Source organism: Methylobacterium sp. ap11 (assembly GCF_900110515.1).
In the GTDB taxonomy this organism is placed as follows: domain Bacteria; phylum Pseudomonadota; class Alphaproteobacteria; order Rhizobiales; family Beijerinckiaceae; genus Methylobacterium; species Methylobacterium ajmalii.
The window spans coordinates 490,511-508,046 of record NZ_FOEB01000001.1 but is presented as its reverse complement, the minus strand read 5'-3'; the positions used below and the strand labels follow the sequence as shown (position 1 = coordinate 508,046).

Annotated in this window: 16 protein-coding genes; 8 read left to right on the top strand and 8 right to left on the bottom strand. The window is 70.9% G+C overall.

Going from position 1 to position 17,536, the window contains the following annotated elements; genetic code table 11:
• Window positions 1–303: 303 nt before the first annotated feature.
• The 5 genes from BMX97_RS02235 (at window position 304) to BMX97_RS02215 (ending at window position 6,503) form a co-directional block, all read left to right on the top strand.
• Window positions 304–858, top strand: coding sequence for a fasciclin domain-containing protein (locus BMX97_RS02235; protein WP_091744947.1), 555 nt, complete (start codon window positions 304–306; stop codon window positions 856–858).
• A 235-nt stretch (window positions 859–1,093) separates the two neighbouring features.
• Window positions 1,094–2,920, top strand: coding sequence for a glutamine--fructose-6-phosphate transaminase (isomerizing) (gene glmS / locus BMX97_RS02230; RefSeq protein WP_091744945.1), 1,827 nt, complete (start codon window positions 1,094–1,096; stop codon window positions 2,918–2,920).
• Between the two features lie 461 nt (window positions 2,921–3,381).
• Complete coding sequence (locus BMX97_RS02225) at window positions 3,382–4,731, top strand: S8 family peptidase (RefSeq protein ID WP_091744943.1); 1,350 nt, start codon at window positions 3,382–3,384, stop codon at window positions 4,729–4,731.
• A 77-nt stretch (window positions 4,732–4,808) separates the two neighbouring features.
• Window positions 4,809–5,069, top strand: a complete 261-nt coding sequence (locus BMX97_RS02220; protein WP_091744941.1) for a hypothetical protein — start codon at window positions 4,809–4,811, stop codon at window positions 5,067–5,069.
• A gap of 276 nt (window positions 5,070–5,345) precedes the next feature.
• Window positions 5,346–6,503: a tlde1 domain-containing protein gene (locus tag BMX97_RS02215; RefSeq protein WP_091744939.1), complete on the top strand. Its 1,158-nt coding sequence runs from the start codon at window positions 5,346–5,348 to the stop codon at window positions 6,501–6,503.
• Between the two features lie 281 nt (window positions 6,504–6,784).
• On the opposite strand, the gene BMX97_RS02210 is transcribed toward BMX97_RS02215, so the two are convergent.
• From BMX97_RS02210 to BMX97_RS02195, 4 genes are all read right to left on the bottom strand, one after another.
• The gene (locus BMX97_RS02210) at window positions 6,785–7,573 is read right to left on the bottom strand and encodes a lytic murein transglycosylase (protein ID WP_060846457.1); all 789 of its coding nucleotides are present in this window, start codon (window positions 7,571–7,573) and stop codon (window positions 6,785–6,787) included.
• Window positions 7,574–7,842: 269 nt separating this feature from the next.
• Window positions 7,843–8,724: a beta-keto acid cleavage family enzyme gene (locus tag BMX97_RS02205; protein WP_091744937.1), complete on the bottom strand. Its 882-nt coding sequence runs from the start codon at window positions 8,722–8,724 to the stop codon at window positions 7,843–7,845.
• An 11-nt stretch (window positions 8,725–8,735) separates the two neighbouring features.
• Entirely contained in the window at window positions 8,736–9,494 is a 759-nt protein-coding gene (locus tag BMX97_RS02200; protein WP_091744935.1) for an SDR family NAD(P)-dependent oxidoreductase, read from the bottom strand.
• Window positions 9,495–9,814: 320 nt separating this feature from the next.
• A complete protein-coding gene (locus tag BMX97_RS02195) occupies window positions 9,815–10,930 on the bottom strand; it encodes an asparaginase (RefSeq protein ID WP_091744933.1) in 1,116 nt (371 codons plus the stop codon).
• 215 nt (window positions 10,931–11,145) lie between these two features.
• On the opposite strand from BMX97_RS02195, the gene BMX97_RS02190 reads away from it, so the two are divergent.
• Window positions 11,146–11,331 (top strand): DUF3606 domain-containing protein, encoded by a 186-nt coding sequence (locus tag BMX97_RS02190; protein ID WP_060846453.1) that lies wholly within the window; start codon window positions 11,146–11,148, stop codon window positions 11,329–11,331.
• Between the two features lie 523 nt (window positions 11,332–11,854).
• On the opposite strand, the gene BMX97_RS02185 is transcribed toward BMX97_RS02190, so the two are convergent.
• Genes BMX97_RS02185 through BMX97_RS02170 form a run of 4 tightly spaced genes read right to left on the bottom strand, consistent with a single transcriptional unit; the run spans window position 11,855 to window position 15,997 of the window.
• Window positions 11,855–13,141 (bottom strand): amidase, encoded by a 1,287-nt coding sequence (locus BMX97_RS02185; protein WP_091744931.1) that lies wholly within the window; start codon window positions 13,139–13,141, stop codon window positions 11,855–11,857.
• Window positions 13,099–13,971 carry a hypothetical protein gene (locus tag BMX97_RS02180; protein ID WP_091744929.1) on the bottom strand — a complete coding sequence of 291 codons (873 nt, stop codon included), beginning with the start codon at window positions 13,969–13,971 and terminating at the stop codon, window positions 13,099–13,101. The genes BMX97_RS02185 and BMX97_RS02180 overlap by 43 nt, the downstream gene beginning before the upstream one ends.
• A gap of 8 nt (window positions 13,972–13,979) precedes the next feature.
• Window positions 13,980–14,660: a DUF2848 domain-containing protein gene (locus BMX97_RS02175; protein ID WP_091744927.1), complete on the bottom strand. Its 681-nt coding sequence runs from the start codon at window positions 14,658–14,660 to the stop codon at window positions 13,980–13,982.
• Between the two features lie 41 nt (window positions 14,661–14,701).
• Window positions 14,702–15,997 (bottom strand): MFS transporter, encoded by a 1,296-nt coding sequence (locus BMX97_RS02170; protein ID WP_244538232.1) that lies wholly within the window; start codon window positions 15,995–15,997, stop codon window positions 14,702–14,704.
• A 223-nt stretch (window positions 15,998–16,220) separates the two neighbouring features.
• Here BMX97_RS02170 and BMX97_RS02165 point away from each other — a divergent pair, with 223 nt between their 5' ends.
• Window positions 16,221–16,835, top strand: coding sequence for a GntR family transcriptional regulator (locus BMX97_RS02165; RefSeq protein WP_244538231.1), 615 nt, complete (start codon window positions 16,221–16,223; stop codon window positions 16,833–16,835).
• 28 nt (window positions 16,836–16,863) lie between these two features.
• Window positions 16,864–17,484, top strand: coding sequence for an alpha/beta hydrolase (locus BMX97_RS02160; RefSeq protein ID WP_244538230.1), 621 nt, complete (start codon window positions 16,864–16,866; stop codon window positions 17,482–17,484).
• Window positions 17,485–17,536 lie beyond the last annotated feature (52 nt).

Sequence of the window (17,536 nt, the reverse complement as noted above, 5' to 3'; positions counted from 1 at the left end):
CGGGCCGTTCCAACCCGACCGCGTCGGCAGGATCGCCCACGAACGGTCCGGACCGCTCGCCGGGACCGCCGATTCCCCGCATTGCTCAGCAGTCGCCGTCAGTTTGGATCGGCCGGCCATGATCGGTCGCATCTCCGCGCCGAGCCGATCGAATCACGATGGCCATCCGTCGAGAACCAAAAAACCATTCTGCTCGGGCGCACGAAAAAATCGCGAGGCTCCCGAAACTTTCTCGTCCGGCCCTCCGTACCGGCCCTCGACCCCGACGAGAGCGGGGCTGACACGAGAGACGGGACGAACCCCATGACGATCCGGACCCACGCCCGCACCCTGGTCCTCGCCCTCGCCCTCGCGGCGACCGCCGGGGCCGCACAGGCCAAGAACCCGATGGTCGGCGGCGCGCCGATGTACGCCTCGAAGACGATCGTCGAGAACGCGGTCAACTCAAAGGACCACACCACCCTCGTCGCCGCCGTGAAGGCCGCCGGCCTCGTCGACACGCTCGCCGGCCCCGGCCCGTTCACGGTGTTCGCCCCGACCAACGCCGCCTTCGCCAAGCTGCCGGCCGGCACGGTCGAGTCCCTGGTCCAGCCGCAGAACAAGCCGACGCTGACCAAGATCCTGACCTATCACGTCGTGCCCGGCACCTACACGGCCAAGGACCTGATGGCTCTGGTGAAGAAGGGCGGCGGCCAGGCCGAGCTGAAGACCGTCGAGGGCGACAACCTGACGGTGATGCAGAAGGGCAAGCGGCTCTTCGTCGCCGACGACAAGGGCAACACCGCCCGGGTGACGATCGGCAACGTGATGCAGTCGAACGGCGTGATCCACGTCATCGACACCGTGATGATGCCCTGACGGGCTCGGCCGGGCGGAGGCTCCGCCCGGCCGCCGCACGATGCAGCCGGGCCGCGAACCTTGGCCGTCACAATCCGTTACGGAAGTTGACTCGCCTCGGGACCGGCCGGTCCGGTAGAACGGCCCCAGAGCGTAGCGGGGGCGGTCCGGCAGGAAATCTGCTCCACCGCCCCCCATATGGCCTCGTGCGTCCCGGTCCGGGACGCGCGGCCGAACGACATCTGAGGCTGTGAGCATGTGCGGGATCGTTGGAATCGTCGGCCGGAATGCCGTGGCGGGACAGGTGGTCGACGCTTTGCGCCGGCTCGAGTACCGCGGCTACGACTCGGCCGGCATCGCCACCCTGGAATCGGGCCGGCTCGAGCGCCGGCGCGCCGAGGGCAAGCTGTCGAACCTCCAGTTGAAGCTGCTGCAGAGCCCGCTCTCGGGCGCCATCGGCATCGGCCACACCCGTTGGGCCACCCACGGCCGGCCCAATGAGACCAACGCCCACCCGCACGCCACCGAGCGCCTGGCGGTGGTCCATAACGGCATCATCGAGAATTTTCGCGAATTGAAGGGCGAGCTCCAGGCCGAGGGCTGCGTCTTCGAGACCGAGACCGACACCGAGGTGGTGGCCCAGCTCGTCAGCCACCTGATGCGCTCCGGGCTCGGCCCCGTCGCCGCCGTCGAGGCGGCCCTGCCGCGCCTGCGCGGCGCCTTCGCGCTCGCCTTCCTGTTCGCCGGGGAGGAGGACTTCTTGATCGGCGCCCGCCACGGCGCGCCGCTCGCGGTCGGCTTCGGCGACGGCGAGACCTATCTCGGCTCCGACGCGCTGGCGCTCGCGCCCTTCACCGACGAGATCACCTATCTCGACGAGGGCGACTGGACGATCCTGACCCGCGACGGCGCCGAGATCCGCGACCTCGCCGGCAACGTCGTCGCCCGGCCGCGCCAGAAGATCGCCACGCAGGCCTTCCTGGTCGACAAGGGCAACTACCGCCACTTCATGGCGAAGGAGATCTACGACCAGCCGGAGGTGGTGGGCCGCACCTTCGCCCACTACGTCGACCTCGCCGCCGGCCGGGTCGCCCTGCCGGAGGCGCTGCCCTTCGACTTCGCGAATCTCAGCCGGATCTCGATCACCGCCTGCGGCACCGCCTACTACGCCGGCCTCGTCGCCAAGTACTGGTTCGAGAAGATCGCCCGCCTGCCGGTCGAGATCGACGTCGCCTCCGAGACCCGCTACCGCGAGCCGCCGCTGGAGAAGGGCGGGCTGACCATCGTCATCTCGCAATCGGGCGAGACCGCCGATACCCTGGCCTCGCTGCGCTACGCCAAGGCGCAAGGCCAGCACACGCTCGCGGTCGTCAACGTGCCGACCTCGACCATCGCCCGCGAGGCCTCCGCGGTGGTGCCGACGCTCGCCGGGCCCGAGATCGGGGTGGCCTCCACCAAGGCGTTCTCGTGCCAGCTCACGGTGCTGCTCTGCCTGGCGCTCGCGGCGGGCCGGTCGCGGGGCACCCTCGACGGGCCGGAAGAGAAGCGCCTCGTCGACGCGCTGATCAAGGTGCCGGGCCTGATGGCCGAGGCGCTGAAGCGCGAGGAGGAGATCGAGGTCCTGGCCCGCGAGATCGCGAAGGCCCGCGACGTGCTCTATCTCGGCCGCGGCACCGCCTACCCGATGGCGCTCGAGGGCGCGCTGAAGCTCAAGGAGATCTCCTACATCCACGCCGAGGGCTACGCCGCCGGCGAGCTGAAGCACGGCCCGATCGCGCTCATCGACGACGCGGTGCCGGTGATCGTGATCGCGCCCCACGACGCCACGTTCGAGAAGACCGTCTCGAACATGCAGGAGGTCGCGGCCCGCGGCGGGAAGATCGTGCTGATCGGCGACGCGCGCGGCGCCGATGCCGCCGGCCTCGACACGCTCGCCACCCTGATGATGCCCGACCTCGACCCGGTGGTGGCGCCGATCGTCTACGCGGTGCCGGTGCAGCTCCTCGCCTACCACACCGCCGTGGTGCTCGGGAAAGACGTCGACCAGCCGCGCAACCTGGCGAAGTCCGTCACGGTGGAGTGATACGCCGCGCCTTCGACCGAATCCGCGCGGAGGCGCTGGGCCAAGCCAGACCGTGATCCGGCGCTGGTGCGGCGATGCCCGGGCACGAGGCTAGGGCTGCGCCTGTCCACGGCTGCCGGACAATCCCCGCAATCTTACAAGGCCGGCAACGCCGCGAAGGTGTTGCCGGCCTTGTCGTGACGAACACTGTTCGAATTACAGCTGCATTGGATTCCGTCTGCCAATCATCATATAACATATGAAAAAATCAAAAATAATAAATTCAATACAATGATTATATAAATTAATAATAGACGATGTATGTCATATCTCGATGATAGCCATTCATAGAAAAGTGTTTTTCAAAGTATCGGATTATTTTTGAGACATGTGATGCTTTCGCATCGGTTTATTTCTTCCCAAGCGAAAGAGATTCCTTAGTTTCCGTCAGGCATGTTTTCGTTTGAAGCGAATGGCCCGATATGACGAACCTTTTCTCCCAGGCCGATATCCTCACGGCAGGCAGCGACGGAACCGGCGTGCTGCTGGTGCCTAAATCCGCCTTCGATCCGGACAGCGTCGTCACTCCGTCGAGAGTTGCCGCCTACCGTACCTCACCGTCGGCGCGGCAGGGTCTGGGCCATGTCGAGGAGACGGCAGCCCGCCGTCTCGAGCGTCTCGGTCTTCAGGAGGTCGCCACCTCGGATCTGGTCGCCCAGCCGACGGTGCCCCTCAGCGAGACGCAGGGCGTCTTCGCCCGCTTCACCTCGCTCGGCCTCACCGCCGCGTACTTCCGGGACGAGAGGCGGATCGCGGCCGCCCGCGGCGCGCTGCAGGACGATTTTGAGGTCGTGACGAACTTCAGTCTCGCCTTGCCGACCCGGCTCCGGGCGCCGGGCGCACGCCTGATGCACGCGACGTCGATGCCGGTCGGGACGGGCTGGCCGACAGCCTCCGGCATCGACACGGCGCATCGCCAGAACGTGCGGGGGGCCGGTGTCCTGGTCGGCGTGCTCGATACCGGCATCGACGCCGACCACCAGCAGTTCCACGCCAGGACCATCCCGTTCCGTTACGTATCCTTCGATCCCAACAACCCGGCGAGCCCGCCACGGGACGTGCGCGGCTTCGATCTCGACGGCCACGGAACCCATGTCTGCGGCATCATCGCCGGATCGACGGTCGGGGTCGCCCCCGAGGCGGAGCTGATGGTTGCCTCGGTGATCGAGAGCGAGACCGCGCGCACGAGCCTCATCCGGGTCGTCTACGGGTTGAACTGGCTGCTGCAAGAATTTACGGCACCGGCGAACGCGATCAAGCCAGCGGTCGTCAACCTGTCCCTTGGCTTCCCGTCGACCGGGGTGCTGAACGTGCCGCTCAAGGAGTACAGGACGCGCCTGCGCGCCATGGAGGCGGTCTTGAATCTGCTCATCCAGGCCAACGTCCTGCCGATCGTGGCGATCGGCAACGACGGGCCGGGACGCTTCGGGTATCCCGGCGGCTTCCGGAACGCCCTCGGCGTCGGCGCTGTGGATCATAACGGCATCATCGCGCCTTTTTCCGGCAGTCGCACCTCGCCGCGCACCCGCAAGCCCGATATCTATGGGTACGGCGTGGGCATCTACTCGAGCCTTGAGCGCGATATGGCGAACCAGTCGTTCTACGGCCCTCTCGACGGCACCAGCATGGCGGCGCCCTTCGTCGCCGGGATAGCGGCGCTTTATCTGTCGCGGTCCCGCATGTCCGCGTCGGCGCTGCGGACAGCCCTTCTGGCGAACGCGCAAACCGTCAAGACCGGCCGGCGCTCGGCCTTGATCGCGCGATACGTCTGATGACGACGGCTCGTCGCAACTCCCCGCAGGCGGTCCAGCCTGCCCGCCTCCCCGGTTCCAGGCAGACCGGACAGGGGATGAACCACTACATGGTTGTCTTCAAGGGACGCATCGCCAAGGCCGAACAGGAGCGGACCGCCTTCGTCAACGAGCAGGTGCGCAAGACGGAGAACGATCTGAAATCCCTCCGGGCGCTCGTCATCCGGGAGCATCTTCAGGAAGAGCTGGGACGGTTCGGCGAACCGACCGCGTTCGGCATGGTCGAGCTGGTCGCGACGCCACGTCTAGCCGCACGGATCGAGCGTGCGTCCCGGGTGAAGGCCGTCATCGCGGACTGACGTCATCCGGCTCCGCCGCTCCCGCGTGGGTCGGTGCCGGCCCGCGCCGCGTTCGCGGGCGTCGGCGGAGCGCCCGTGCCCGGCGCCATCAGGACGCCATGAATTCTACGGATTCTCTCGATGTCATTTAGCCGGGATTAACCAAGAGGCCGCTCAATACGGGGGCTTAAGGTTGATCCTTTCCTAAACGGCCGAACTCTCCGGCCCGCCGCGCGCCCGTGCGCCGGCGGCCGGCCGGGCGGGTCCGTGCGGGACAAGCCATCGAGTACAGGCCGCATGGACCTCGTCGCGTATTCGTCCGGTCGCCTCGCCCCGGGCTCCTTCCGCCGTCGCCGCCGCAACCGGCGGCTCATCGGTATCGCCGCGGCGCTCGCCGGGATCGGCGCGGCCGCCGGTCTGGTGCCGCGCGAGGAGGCGCGGCTGGCGGTGGCGGAGACGGCGGTTCCTGCGTCTCCGGTCGCCCAGGCCCCGCTGCCCCGGTCGGTCGCGGCACAGGCCGAGCTCGGCTGGATGCTGGCGCCGCTGCCGACCCTGGGGCACGACGCGGCGGGCTTCACCCGCGAGGTCCTCCCGGAGGCGAACCGGACCGTCGCCGCCCTGACGCCGCCGCCGCCCGAGACGGCGCGCCTCGCCGAGGCGGCGCCGACCGTCGCGGCTCTGCGCGCGGCCGTCGTGCCGGCGGCACCCGCGCCCGGTCCGCTCGCCCTGGCCGAATCCCCCGGTGCGGCGCCCGGTCCGCTGGCCGTCGCCCCCCTTCCCGTGCCGCGCCCGCCCGAGCTGCGCCCGACGCCGACCGTGCTGGCGACCCGCGCGCCGCGGCGCCCGGTCCGGGCCATGGCCTCGACCGAGAGCGTGTTCAAGGCCGCCCTGCCCGAGGAGCCGTCGCTGTTCGACCGGATCTTCGGGGGAGGGGGCTCGGCCCCGACCCAGACCCTCGCCTATGCCGCCCCCGGCGGGCTCGAGGCCAGCACGCCGCGGCCCCGCCTGAGCGCCAGCCCGGGCATCGCCGTCTACGACATCAGCGCCCGCGTCGTGACGCTGCCGAGCGGCGAGTCGCTGGAGGCGCATTCCGGCCTCGGGCCGCACATGGACGACCCCCGCAACGTCCACCTGAAGATGCGCGGCGCCACGCCGCCGGGCACCTACGACCTCACCGAGCGCGAGGCGCTCTTCCACGGCGTGCGGGCGATCCGGCTCAACCCGGTGGGCGGCAGCGGCGCGATCCACGGCCGCGTCGGGCTCCTCGCCCACACCTACATGCTCGGCCCGAGCGGCGCCTCGAACGGCTGCGTCTCGTTCCGCAACTACGACCGCTTCCTGCAGGCCTTCCTGCGCGGCGAGGTCCGCCGCCTCGTCGTGGTGCCGGGCGCCGGCGCGAGCGACCTGCCGCGGATCGGGCGCGGCGGCCCGGCCGACCGCGCGACGCGGGGCTGAGACCTTTGCGAGGGGCGTGTCGGGCAATCCATCCCGATCGCGACCTCATCCTGAGGTGCCGGCCGAGCGAAGATCGGCCGGCCTCGAAGGAGGGCTCCAGGAACCACCGCGATCACTGGAGCCCTCCTTCGAGGCCAGTCGACCGTCGATCGACTGACACCTCGGGATGAGGTCGAGAACAGGATGGCGACGGCGCGCGCACTGTCGTCGCTCGCCGAGTAAATTCGCATCCGAAGACCTTCGGGAGCACTGCTCTCGAAGGTCTTGCTGTGCTGTCTAGCTCACTCGCCGTCGATCCTGGCACCGATGATCGCGATTGCGCGCTGGTAGACCGAGGCGGCGTTCCAGCCCTGGATCGCCGCGAAGTTCGGCTCGCCGGGCTGGTAGCCGGCCCCGGCGCGCCAGCCATGGGCCTTGAGGAAGTTCGCGGTCGAGTTCAGCGCCACCGAGGCGTTGTCGAGGCTGCCGCCCGTGCCGTAGTTCAGCACGTTCTTCGGCAGGAACTGGGTGTGGCCGACCTCGCCGTGGGCCGCGCCGCGGGTGCCGGGGGTCAGCACGCCGCGGTCGACCAGGGTCAGGGCGGCGTAGAGCTGGTCGGTGAAGAAGGCCGAGCGGCGGCAATCGTAGGCCAGCGTCGCCACCGCCGAGAGGGTGTTGACGTTGCCCTTCACGGCGCCGAAGCCGGTCTCCATGCCCCAGATCGCCAGGAGCGGGCCCGGCGGCACGCCGTAGCGCTGCTCGATCGAGTCGAACAGGGCTCCTTGCGAGCGCTTCATCGCCCGGCCACGGGAGACGATCGCGGCGGCGCCGCGCTTGGCCATGAACTGGTCGAGGGAGAGCTTGAAGCTCTTCTGGCCGCGATCCGCCGAGATGGTGGCGGAGGAGTACGACGTCCCCATCAGCGCCGAGATCGCGGCGGGGCTGGCCCGCCCGCGGGCCTCGTCGGCGAATTCGCGCTTCCAGGCCTCGAACCCGGCCGAGGTGTTGCCGCATTGCGCGGCCTGCGCCCCGCCGGCCAGCACCGCGAGGCTCGCGGCGACCAGGGCCCTCCCGTAACCGTTACCGATCATCTCGACTTCTCCATCGGAGCCGCGTCGCCGGCCTCGGGACGTCGGGCCGCCCGCGGCTCCCATTCCGGCTTGTTCCGCCTGCCCGTCGGGCGACGCTACGACCCCGCCCTCTGCGAAAGCTTTACGGCGGAACTGCAACACGCCCGCAGGTCCCGGTCCTCGTCACGACGACCTGGCCGGTACCGTCGGGCGGGATGTAGGGCGAGGCGGAGCGGGACAGGAGAAAAGTCCGGCGGCGTGGCGCCCAGGCCACGCCGCTCCGGGGCGAATCAGCCGGGCAGGCCGAAGATCGCCCGCGCCTCGGCGGGAGTCGCCGGGGCACAGTCAAGATGGGCGAGCAGGCTCACCGCCTTCTCGACCAGGGCCGCGTTGCTCGGGGCGAGAGTTCCCCGCGCCAGATACAGGTTGTCCTCGAGCCCGACCCGGACGTGGCCGCCCGCGGTGGCGGCGAGCGCCACCATCGGGAACTCGGCCCGCGAGATGCCGAAGGCCGACCACAGCGCGTCCTTGGGCAGGCGGTCGCGCATCTGCAGCAGCGTCTCGGGCGTCGCCGGGGCGCCCCACGGGATGCCGAGGCAGATCTGGAACAGGGGCGGCGAATCGAGGTGCCCCTCCGCCAGGAGGTGGCGGGCGAGCTCGATCTGGCCGAGGTCGAACACCTCGATCTCGGGCTTGGCGCCCGCCTCTCGGATCATCGCCGCCATCGCCCGCAGGTGCGCGGGCGTGTTCATGAAGGCGTGCTCGCCGAAATTCATCGTCGCCACGTCGAGGGTGCAGATCTCGGGGCGCAACGCCGTGACGTGGCGGGTGCGCGCCTCGGGCGAGGCGAGCGTCGTGCCGGGCCCCGCCACCGCCGGGTCGGGATCGCCCGCGACGTAGCGCCCGCCGGCCCCGGTGGTCAGGTTGAGGACGACCTCGGCGTTCTTCTCGCGGATCCGCTCCACCACCTCGCGGTAGAGGGCGAGCTCCATGCTGGGCTTGCCGGTAGCGGGATCGCGGACGTGGATGTGGACGATCGCGGCGCCGGCCGCGGCGGCCTCCAGGGCCGATTGCGCGATGGCCTGCGGGCTCACCGGCACCGCCGGATTCTTCGAGGCGGTGTCGAACGAGCCGGTGAGGGCGCAGGTGATGACGGTCTTGCGCGACGACATGGCGATCCCCCTCAGAGCATGCCGCCGTCGACCACCAGGGTCTCGCCGGTGACGTAGGCGGCGCCGGCGGCGAGGAACAGCATCGCCTCGGCGATGTCCTCGGGCTTGGCGAGCCGGGCGAGAAGGGTGCGCGACAGGGTGTCGGCCTTGCGTGCCTCGGGCCAGCCCTGCGTCCAGGGCGTCTCGACGAGGCCCGGCGCCACGGCGTTGACCCGGACCTCCGGTGCGAGCGCCCGGGCGAGGCTGCGGGTGAGGTTCACGAGCCCGGCCTTGCTCGCCGAGTAGGCGATGCTGGAGCCGCGCCGGCCGAGGCCGGCCACCGAGGCGGTGTTGACGATGGCGCCCTTTGCCTGGCGCAGGGCCGGCGCCGCCGCGTGGGTGCAGCGGTAGGGACCGATCAGGTTCGTCGCCAGGATGGTCTGCCAGAACTCCTCGGTCATCGCGTCGAGATCGGTGAACTCGATCGGCGTCGCGGAGGCCGGGGTGCCGGCATTGTTGATGAGGATGTCGAGGCCGCCGAGCGTGTCGATCCCGCGGGCCACCATGGCCTCGGCCTCGCCCGGCACCGAGACGGTGCCGGGGATCGCCCGGACCTTCAGCCCCTCGGCGGCCAGCCGCGCGGCGGCGTCCGGCCCGCGGCCATCCTCGGCGAGGTGGTTGAGCATCACCTCGGCGCCGCAGCGCGCGAAGAGCGTGACGGCGGCGAGCCCGATGCCCGAGGCGCCGCCGGTGACGAGCACGCGGCGCCCGTGCAGATCCGCACTGATCATGTCGTTTCCACCCTGCGAAATCTTGTTTCGCGGGAGAGTGGCGGGCGGGGAGAGGGTTGTCCAGGGCCGCCGGATGCATCGGGGGTGCGCCGCCCGGGCGGCTCGACGGCGCGGAGCGACGTGGCATGATCGGGGGTCGGGGCGGTGCTCCCACCGGCACGGCGTCTCGCGGGCGCGGCACGGCCCCGGGACGAAACGCAGCGGCGCCCGGTCGCGAGGCGACCGGACGCCGCAATTTAATCGTCGATCCCGCCACGTCGTCGAAAGCAGGCTTTCGTTCGTCGCGGCAGGATCGGACCGTCGGGCCGAAAAGAGGGGTCTCAGTACTCCCAGAAGATCCGCTGCAGCTCCTTGGTGTCGCTGGTCTTGGTCATCGCGACGGCGGCGAGGATCTTGGCCTTCTGCGGGTTCAGGTCGTGCGCCACGACCCAATCGTACTTGTCGTCGGGCTGCTCGGCGTTGCGCAGGACGAAGCCGTCGCCGACGCGCGAGGAGCGGATGACGATCGTGCCCTTGGAGCGCAGGTCCTTGAGGGTGTCGACGGCGTAGCCCGCCACCGAGCCGTTGCCGGTACCGGCATTGACGATCGCCTTGGCGCCGCCCTGCACGGCGGCGGTGTAGGCGGCCGGGTTCATGTTGCCCGAGCCGTACACGATGGCCACCTCCGGCAGGGTGTCGATCGTCTCGATGTCGAACTCCGACGAGGTGCCGTGCCGCTTCACGGGCGCGCGGAACCAGTAGGTCTTGCCCTCGACCACCATGCCGAGCGGGCCCCACTGGCTGAAGAACGCGCTCGGCTTGATGTTGACGCGCTTCGTGACGTCGCGGCCGGCCTGGATCTCGTCGTTCATCGTCACCAGCACGCCCTTGCCCCGGGAGGCCGGGTTGGCCGCGGTGGCGACGGCGTCGGTGAGGTTGAGGGCGCCGTCGGCCGAGAGCGCGGTCGAGGGCCGCATCGAGCCGACGACGACGATCGGCTTGTCGCTCTTCACCACGAGGTCGAGGAAGTAGGCGGTCTCCTCCAGGGTGTCGGTGCCGTGGGTGATGACCACGCCGTCGACGTCGTTCTGCTTCAGGAGCTGGGAGACGCGCTTGGCGAGCTGCACCAGCTGGGCGTTCGTGAAGCTCTCGGAGGCGATCTGGAAGACCTGCTCGCCGCGGACGTTCGCCAGCTCGCCCAGCGACGGGATCGCGGCGATCAGCTTGTCCACCGGCACCTTGGCGGCTTGGTAGGTGGCGCTGTTGGTGGCGTCCGCCCCCGCACCCGCGATGGTGCCGCCGGTGGCGAGGATCACCACGTTGGCCTTGGCGGCGGCGGCCGGCGGCGCCGTGGTCTGGTTCGTCGGTCCCTGAGGCATCTCGCGGGCGATCGCGGGACCGGCGAGGGAGACGGTCGCGAGCAGGAGCGCCGCGAGGGCGGGACGGAAACGGGTCATGGTCGAGTCCTGAACGAGTGGGGAATCGGACGGGCGGAGCCGGTAACAGCCTTGGGCGTTTCCCGCCAGCGGCCGCGCTTGGTCTCCGCGTGCCCGGCTCGTGGGGGCGCGCGGCGAGCCGGCAACTTTTCCATCGTTCGGACGTTGTTCAGATACGCGACGCAGAGCGTCCCGCGCCAGCGGATACTGGCTCTTTCGACAGTCGAGGAACTATCATGTCCGCCTCCCAGGACGGTCTCAAGCCTCGTTTCGCCCAACATATCGATATTCATTGCCCGGACGACCGCGCCTACTGGGCCGGTCAATTCGGTGTCAGCGGCGACGAGCTGCGCGACGCCGTGAAGATGGTGGGCTCACGGGTCACCACCGTGGCGGCACATCTCGGACGACAGGCGGCCTGAGCCGCAGACTTGCTGATAGAAGTGCCGCGGGCCGGCAGACGGACCGCGGCATTTTATGGATTGAAACCTGAGGGGTGACGTAATGTCGCTCCGGCTTCTCTCAGTTGTTAGTTCCAATATCGCTGAAGGCGCGCCGCGACAGGCGCCATTTCCCAAGCAATCTCACAAGCAATCACGCCGATCGGTCGACCTATTATCCTGTCGATTGCGGTGATCGCGGGTTGCGGTTGGGCGAGTTTTTCGGCCCCGAAATCACTAAAGCCGTGTCGACAGCCTGATTCGTGCGGCCGGGACGATCTTCGCCGGCGGCACGCCCCGGGCGTTTCACGATCCCGCCTCGCGGCGACGCGGCCGGGAATTACCCTCGACACGAGGCGCCTTGCCCGATGCCCCTCGGGCACTGCGGTCCATGACCGGGACCGGCACCCAGGCTCCCGAGCGCCTCGCCACCGCACGGCTCGATCCCGCGGAGGAGGGCGCGCGGTCGAAGGGAGGCCGGGATGACCGGCCCACCCCGGACCCGTCACCGCAGGGCCGCCTCGACCCCCGCGGCGATCTCGAGAAGCCGCCGGTCGTGGCCGTGGCGGGCGACCAGCATCAGGCCGATGGGCTTCGACTGGCCGGGGAGCGGCAGCGAGATGCCGGTGAGGTCGAACAGGTTCCCCACCATCGTGTTGCGCAGCATCAGCAGGTTGAGGCGCGAGAATTCCGCATCGTCCTCGGCCACCGCGGCGATCGGCGGCGCGGTGATGGCGGTCGCCGGCAGGGCCATGACGTCGAGGGGGGCGAGGCGCTCGTCGCCGGCCTCGATCAGCCCGGCGCGGGCGCGCATCATCCGGATATAGGCGGCCGCCGTCACGGTGCGGCCGCGGGTGATGCGGGCATGCACCCGCGGGTCGAAGGCGGCGGCCTCGGCGTCGAGCCAGTCGGCATGGATCTCGGCGGCCTCGATCGCGGCGATCGGGCCCGCGGCCGTCGCCTCGGCCATGCGGGCGAGGAGGTCGTCGAAGGCGGTGTCGTGCACCCGGGCGCCGGCCGCGCTCAGGCGCGACAGGGCGGTCTCGAAGGCCTGCGCCACCGCCGCCTCGGTCTCGGTGAACAGGAGCCCGCGGGGCACGCCGATCCGCAGGTCGCGCAGCGGGAGCGCCGTGAGCGGGCGATACTCCTCGCCGGTCAGCACCGCGTCGGTGGCGGCGCAGGCCTCGACCGAGCGGGCGAGCGGGCCGATCGAATCGAGCGAGGGCGAGAGCGGGAAGGCGCCGGCGAGCGGCACCCGGCGGGCGGTGGGCTTGAACCCGACGACGCCGTTGAGCGCAGCCGGAATGCGGATCGATCCGCCGGTATCGGTGCCGATCGCGATGTCGGAGGTGCCGAGCGCCGCCGAGACGCCCGCCCCAGACGAGGAGCCGCCCGGCACCAGGCTCGGATCGGCGGCATTGCCGGGATTGCCCCAGTGCGGGTTGAGGCCGAGGCCCGAGAAGGCGAACTCGGACATGTTGGTCTTTCCGACGATCACCGCGCCGGCGCGACGCAGGCGGGCGACGGTCGGCGCGTCCGTGAGCGCGGCCTCGGCCCGGCGACGGAGCGACGAGCCGGCGGTGGTCGCCTCGCCCTGCACGTCGAACAGGTCCTTGATCGACACGATGGCGCCGTCGAGGGCGCCGAGCGACAGGCCGGCCGCGCGGCGCGCGTCGCCGGCGTCGGCCGCCGCGCGGGCGGCCTCGGGGTAGAGCCTGGTGAAGACGTGGCGGCTCGCCGGCTCCTCGATCAGGGCGAGGCGGCGTTCGAGGTCGTCGCGGATCGTGCGCATCGGTCGGTCTCTCGGATGGGAGCAGGGCGAGTGCGGGCGGCGAGCAGGATCCCGCCGTTCCACAGGATCGTGATCAGGAGGGCGAGCGGCAGGGCGAGGGCGGGCCCGAGCCGTTCGATCGTGAGGGCGAGGACGGCGAGCGCCGCCACGAAGCCGAGCATGCCCGGCAGGCTCAGCACCAGCATCCGCGCGGTCGCCGCCCCACCGAGGCGCGGATGCAGGATCACCGCCAGGCTGACCATCACCACCGGGGCGAGGGCGAGGAGGCCGGCGGCGCCCGGTCCGGCGAGCCGGCCGGCCAGCACCACGGCGGCAGCCAGCGTCATGACGATGCCGGCCCGGACCAGCACGTCGTTCCGCCGCCCGGGCCGTTTCGGCACCGGGGGGCCGGCGCGGAGGCGGCGGCACAGCGCCATGCAGGCGACGATCACCAGGACGGTGACGGACCCGGCCCCGACGGGACCGCCGCCGAGGGCCCGCAGCGCCGGGGCGGCGGCGGTCCAGGTGCCCAGGCCCGCCGCGAGGGAGGGCGCGACGCCGTGCCGGCGGGCCAGAGCCGCATAGGCGGCGATGAACAGGGCGGTGGCGGCGACGGCCGGCAGGCTCGCCACCGCGCTGTCGCGCAGGAAGGCGGCGTCGTGGTCGAGGGCGAGGAACAGGTAGGCCGGCCCGGCCGAGAGCGGCAGCGTCGCGATCATCGCGCCGACCAGGGCCCCGGCCCGCTCGACCGCGAGCGAGGCCAGGACCACGATGACCGCGCTCGTCAGCATCTTGACGAGGAGCGCCGCCCAGAAGGCGCCGTCCCCGATCCCGGCGAGCGCGGTCGTCATCGCGGTCGTCAGGCCACGACCGGCAGCACGGCGATGTCGTAAGCGTGGGCGAGCGTGCGCTTCATGACCGGATCCTCCAGTTCCATCTCGAACCGGACGGCCGGGCGGATGCCGCCGATCGCCCCGAGCGTCCCGCCGAACATCACCGTGCCGGGGGGCAGATCCGGACCGCCGGGGCGGCGCGCCATCAGGTCGCCCGGCGTGCGCAGCGCCGTCAAGCGCCCCTCCTGGTAGAGCAGCCTTGCGCCGTCGATGGTGGCGTAGGACCGCAGGATCAGGTCATCCCAGTGGTCCGCGACCTCGTCGAGGCGCCACAGGCCGGTACCGACCGGCTTGCCGCACATCTGCTTGGAGAGCGCGATGCCGACCGTCTCGGCCTTGCGGTCGGTGTGGTCGGAGCCGAGCCCGAGCCACAGCCCGTCGGCGAGCGAGACGATCACCGGCTCGGCCTCGCCCGAGGAATCCGGCCCCAGCACCTCGAGGCGGGGGCTCTGCGTCAGCGTCGCCGCGGCGGCCCGGTAATAGACCGGGACCGAGGAGGGCGGCGGAACGCCGATCGCCGCGAGCTCGTCGATGTGGTGGCGGATCGCCGCCTCGTCCCGGCCGGCCCAGCCGGCGATCACCAGCGCCTCGGGCGAGAGCGCGATCGTGTCCCGGCGGCCGGCGGCCTCGCGATGGAAGGTCAGCATCGTATCGTGTCTCCGGATCTCTCGAGGGATCGCGCGGCGGTTCATTCGGCCGGGGCGAGGTCGGCCGCCCGGTCCTCGCGCCAGCGGGCGAAGCCCAGCACCAGGAGGCCGGCCAGCAACTCGAAGCCGGCGACGACGTAGAGCCCGTTGCTCGACGTGCCGGTGAGCGTGTTCGACAGGCCGACCACGTAGGGGGCGACGAAGCCCGCGAGGTTGCCGATCGAGTTGATCGCCGCGATGGCGCCGGCCGCCGCGGTGCCGGCGAGGAACGTCTGCGGCAGCGACCAGAAGACCGGGAAGGCGGCCAGGATGCCGATCGCCGCGACCGTGAGCGCGACGAGCGCCAGCATCGCGTGACCGATGAGCGCCCCGGTGGCGGCGAGCCCCGCCGCCGCGATCAGGCTGGCGATCGCGCAGTGCAGCCGGCGCTCGCCGGTGCGGTCGGAATGCGCCCCGGTCCACACCATCGCGATCGTGCCGGCGATGAACGGCACGGCGGCCAGGAAGCCGATCGCGATCGGGCCCTGCACGCCGATCTCCTTGATGATCGAGGGCGTCCAGAACGCGATCGTGGCGTTGCCGCTGACGATGCAGAAATAGATCAGCGCGCAGAGCCAGACCCGGCCGTCGCGCAAGGCGGCCTTGAAGCTCGCCTCCTTGCCGGCGGCACGGCCTTCCGCCTCGACGACCGCCGTCATCGCGGCCGCGACCTTCGGGGTGAGCCAGCGGGCGTCCTTCGGCCGGTCGGGCAGGAAGGCCAGCACGGCGGCGCCCGCGATCAGCGACGGGATGCCCTCGAGGACGAACAGCCACTGCCAGTTCGCCATCCCGGCGACGCCGCCCATCGTGCCCATGATCAGCCCCGCGAGCGGGCCGCCGATCACGCCCGCGATGGCGAACGAGGTCATGAACAGGCCGTTGATGCGCGAGCGCTTCGCGCTCGGGAACCAGTAGGTGAGATAGAGGACCACGCCGGGGAAGAACCCGGCTTCGAACACCCCGAGCAGGAAGCGGATGGCGTAGAAGGCCCATTCCGACTGCACGAAGGCGAGGCTCATCGAGGCGAGCCCCCACAGGATGGTGATGCGCGCCAGCGTCTTGCGGGCGCCGATGCGCTCCAGCAGCAGGTTGCTCGGCACCTCGAACAGGAAGTAGCCGATGAAGAAGATGCCGGCGCCGAAGCCGTAGACCGCCTCGCTGAACTTGAGATCCGACAGCATCTGCAGCTTGGCGAAGCCGACGTTCACCCGGTCGATCCAGGCCAGGATGAACAGGAACACCAGAAATGGAATCAGCCGGAGCGTCGCCCGGCGATAGCCCTCGTCCAGTTCCCCCACGGTCGCGTCTTGCGCTCTCGCATCGTGCGCTCTCACGTCGTCCACCCTCGGCATCGCTCTTCTCCCGCGGTCCGCGAACCGGCCGCCCGGCGTGTGGTTCTGCAAGTACCATGCCTGTGATATTTCACAAGACGGTCCAAGTGGGGCCTGCCCCGTGGTAAAGCGACGGCGATGGAGCGGAGCGGTGTCGGTGGCCAGAACGCGTGCAGGTTCGTGCCCAACCTTGTCGCAGAACGAGCGCGCCTACCGGCGGCTGAAGGACGACATCGTCTCGCTGCGGCTGAAGCCCGGCGATGCGCTCAACGAATCCGGCCTGTGCGCCGAGCTCGGCCTCGGCCGCACGCCGGTGAACCAGGCCCTGCACCGGCTGATGCACGAGGGGCTGGTGCGCATCCTGCCCCGGAAGGGCATCCTGGTGCAGCCGCTCTCGATGGACGAGTTCGCCCACCTGATCGAGGTGCGCCGCCTGACCGAGCCACCCTGCGCCGCCCTCGCCGCCGCGCGGATCGGGCCGGAGGCGCTGGAGCGGCTCGACGCGATCCTGGCCGCGGCCCCGGACGACCTCGACGCGATCCTTGAATCGGACCGGCTGTTCCACGCCGTCATCGCCGAAGCCTCCGGCAACCGGGTGCTGGCCGAGGTGCTGGCCGGGCTGCACGGGCGCTCGGTCCGGTTCTGGGCCCTGTCGCTCGCCACCGGCCACCACCAGGCCGAGGTGGCCGAGGAGCACGCCGAGATCCTGGCGGCGTTGCGCCGGCGCGACCCGGACGGGGCGGCGGCGGCGATGACCGCGCATATCGATTCGTTTGCCCGCACGCTCGCCTCGCGGCTGGGGTGAGGGACCTGTCTTGGAGCCCGGAGGACGCATGGCGGAGACGGCAGGGTTCCACGTCGTGCGATCCGGCGACGCCGCGGGAGGTCGTGCCCCCGTCGTCCTGCTTCATGGCAGCGGCGGCTCCGAGGGCTCGCTGACCAGCTTCGGGCACCGCGTCGCGGGCGCGCGCGCCTGCCTGTTCGTGCGCGGGCGGGTTCCGTGGGAGGGCGGCTACGCCTTCTTCCGGCGCAATCGCGATCGAAGCCTCGATCACGCCGACCTCGCGGCGCGGTGCGACGAGTTCTGCGACCTCCTGCGCCGCCTCGCCGCGAGCGAAGGCCGGCCCCCGCTCCTCGTCGGCTTCTCCAATGGAGCCGTCATGGCGGCGGCATCGATGCTCGCGGCCCCTGCGCTCTCCTCGGGCGCGGTCCTGCTGCGCCCGCTCTCGCCTGACCCGGGGGCGAGGTTTCCGGCGCTCGACGGCTATCCCGTCCTGCTGCTGGGCGGCGCATCGGATGCGCGACGGCATCCCGCCGACACCCCCGCCCTCGCCGAGCAGCTTCGGCGGGCGGGCGCCCGCGTCACGGCGCGGATCCTGCCTCTCGGCCACGGCCTGGACGAGGCGGGCGAGGATGCCCGCCTGACGCGCGACTGGCTGGCGGACCGGGACTGACGAGCCGACATCGGGCGCCCCGCTCCGCGGCACGGCCGGGCGGAACGGGGAT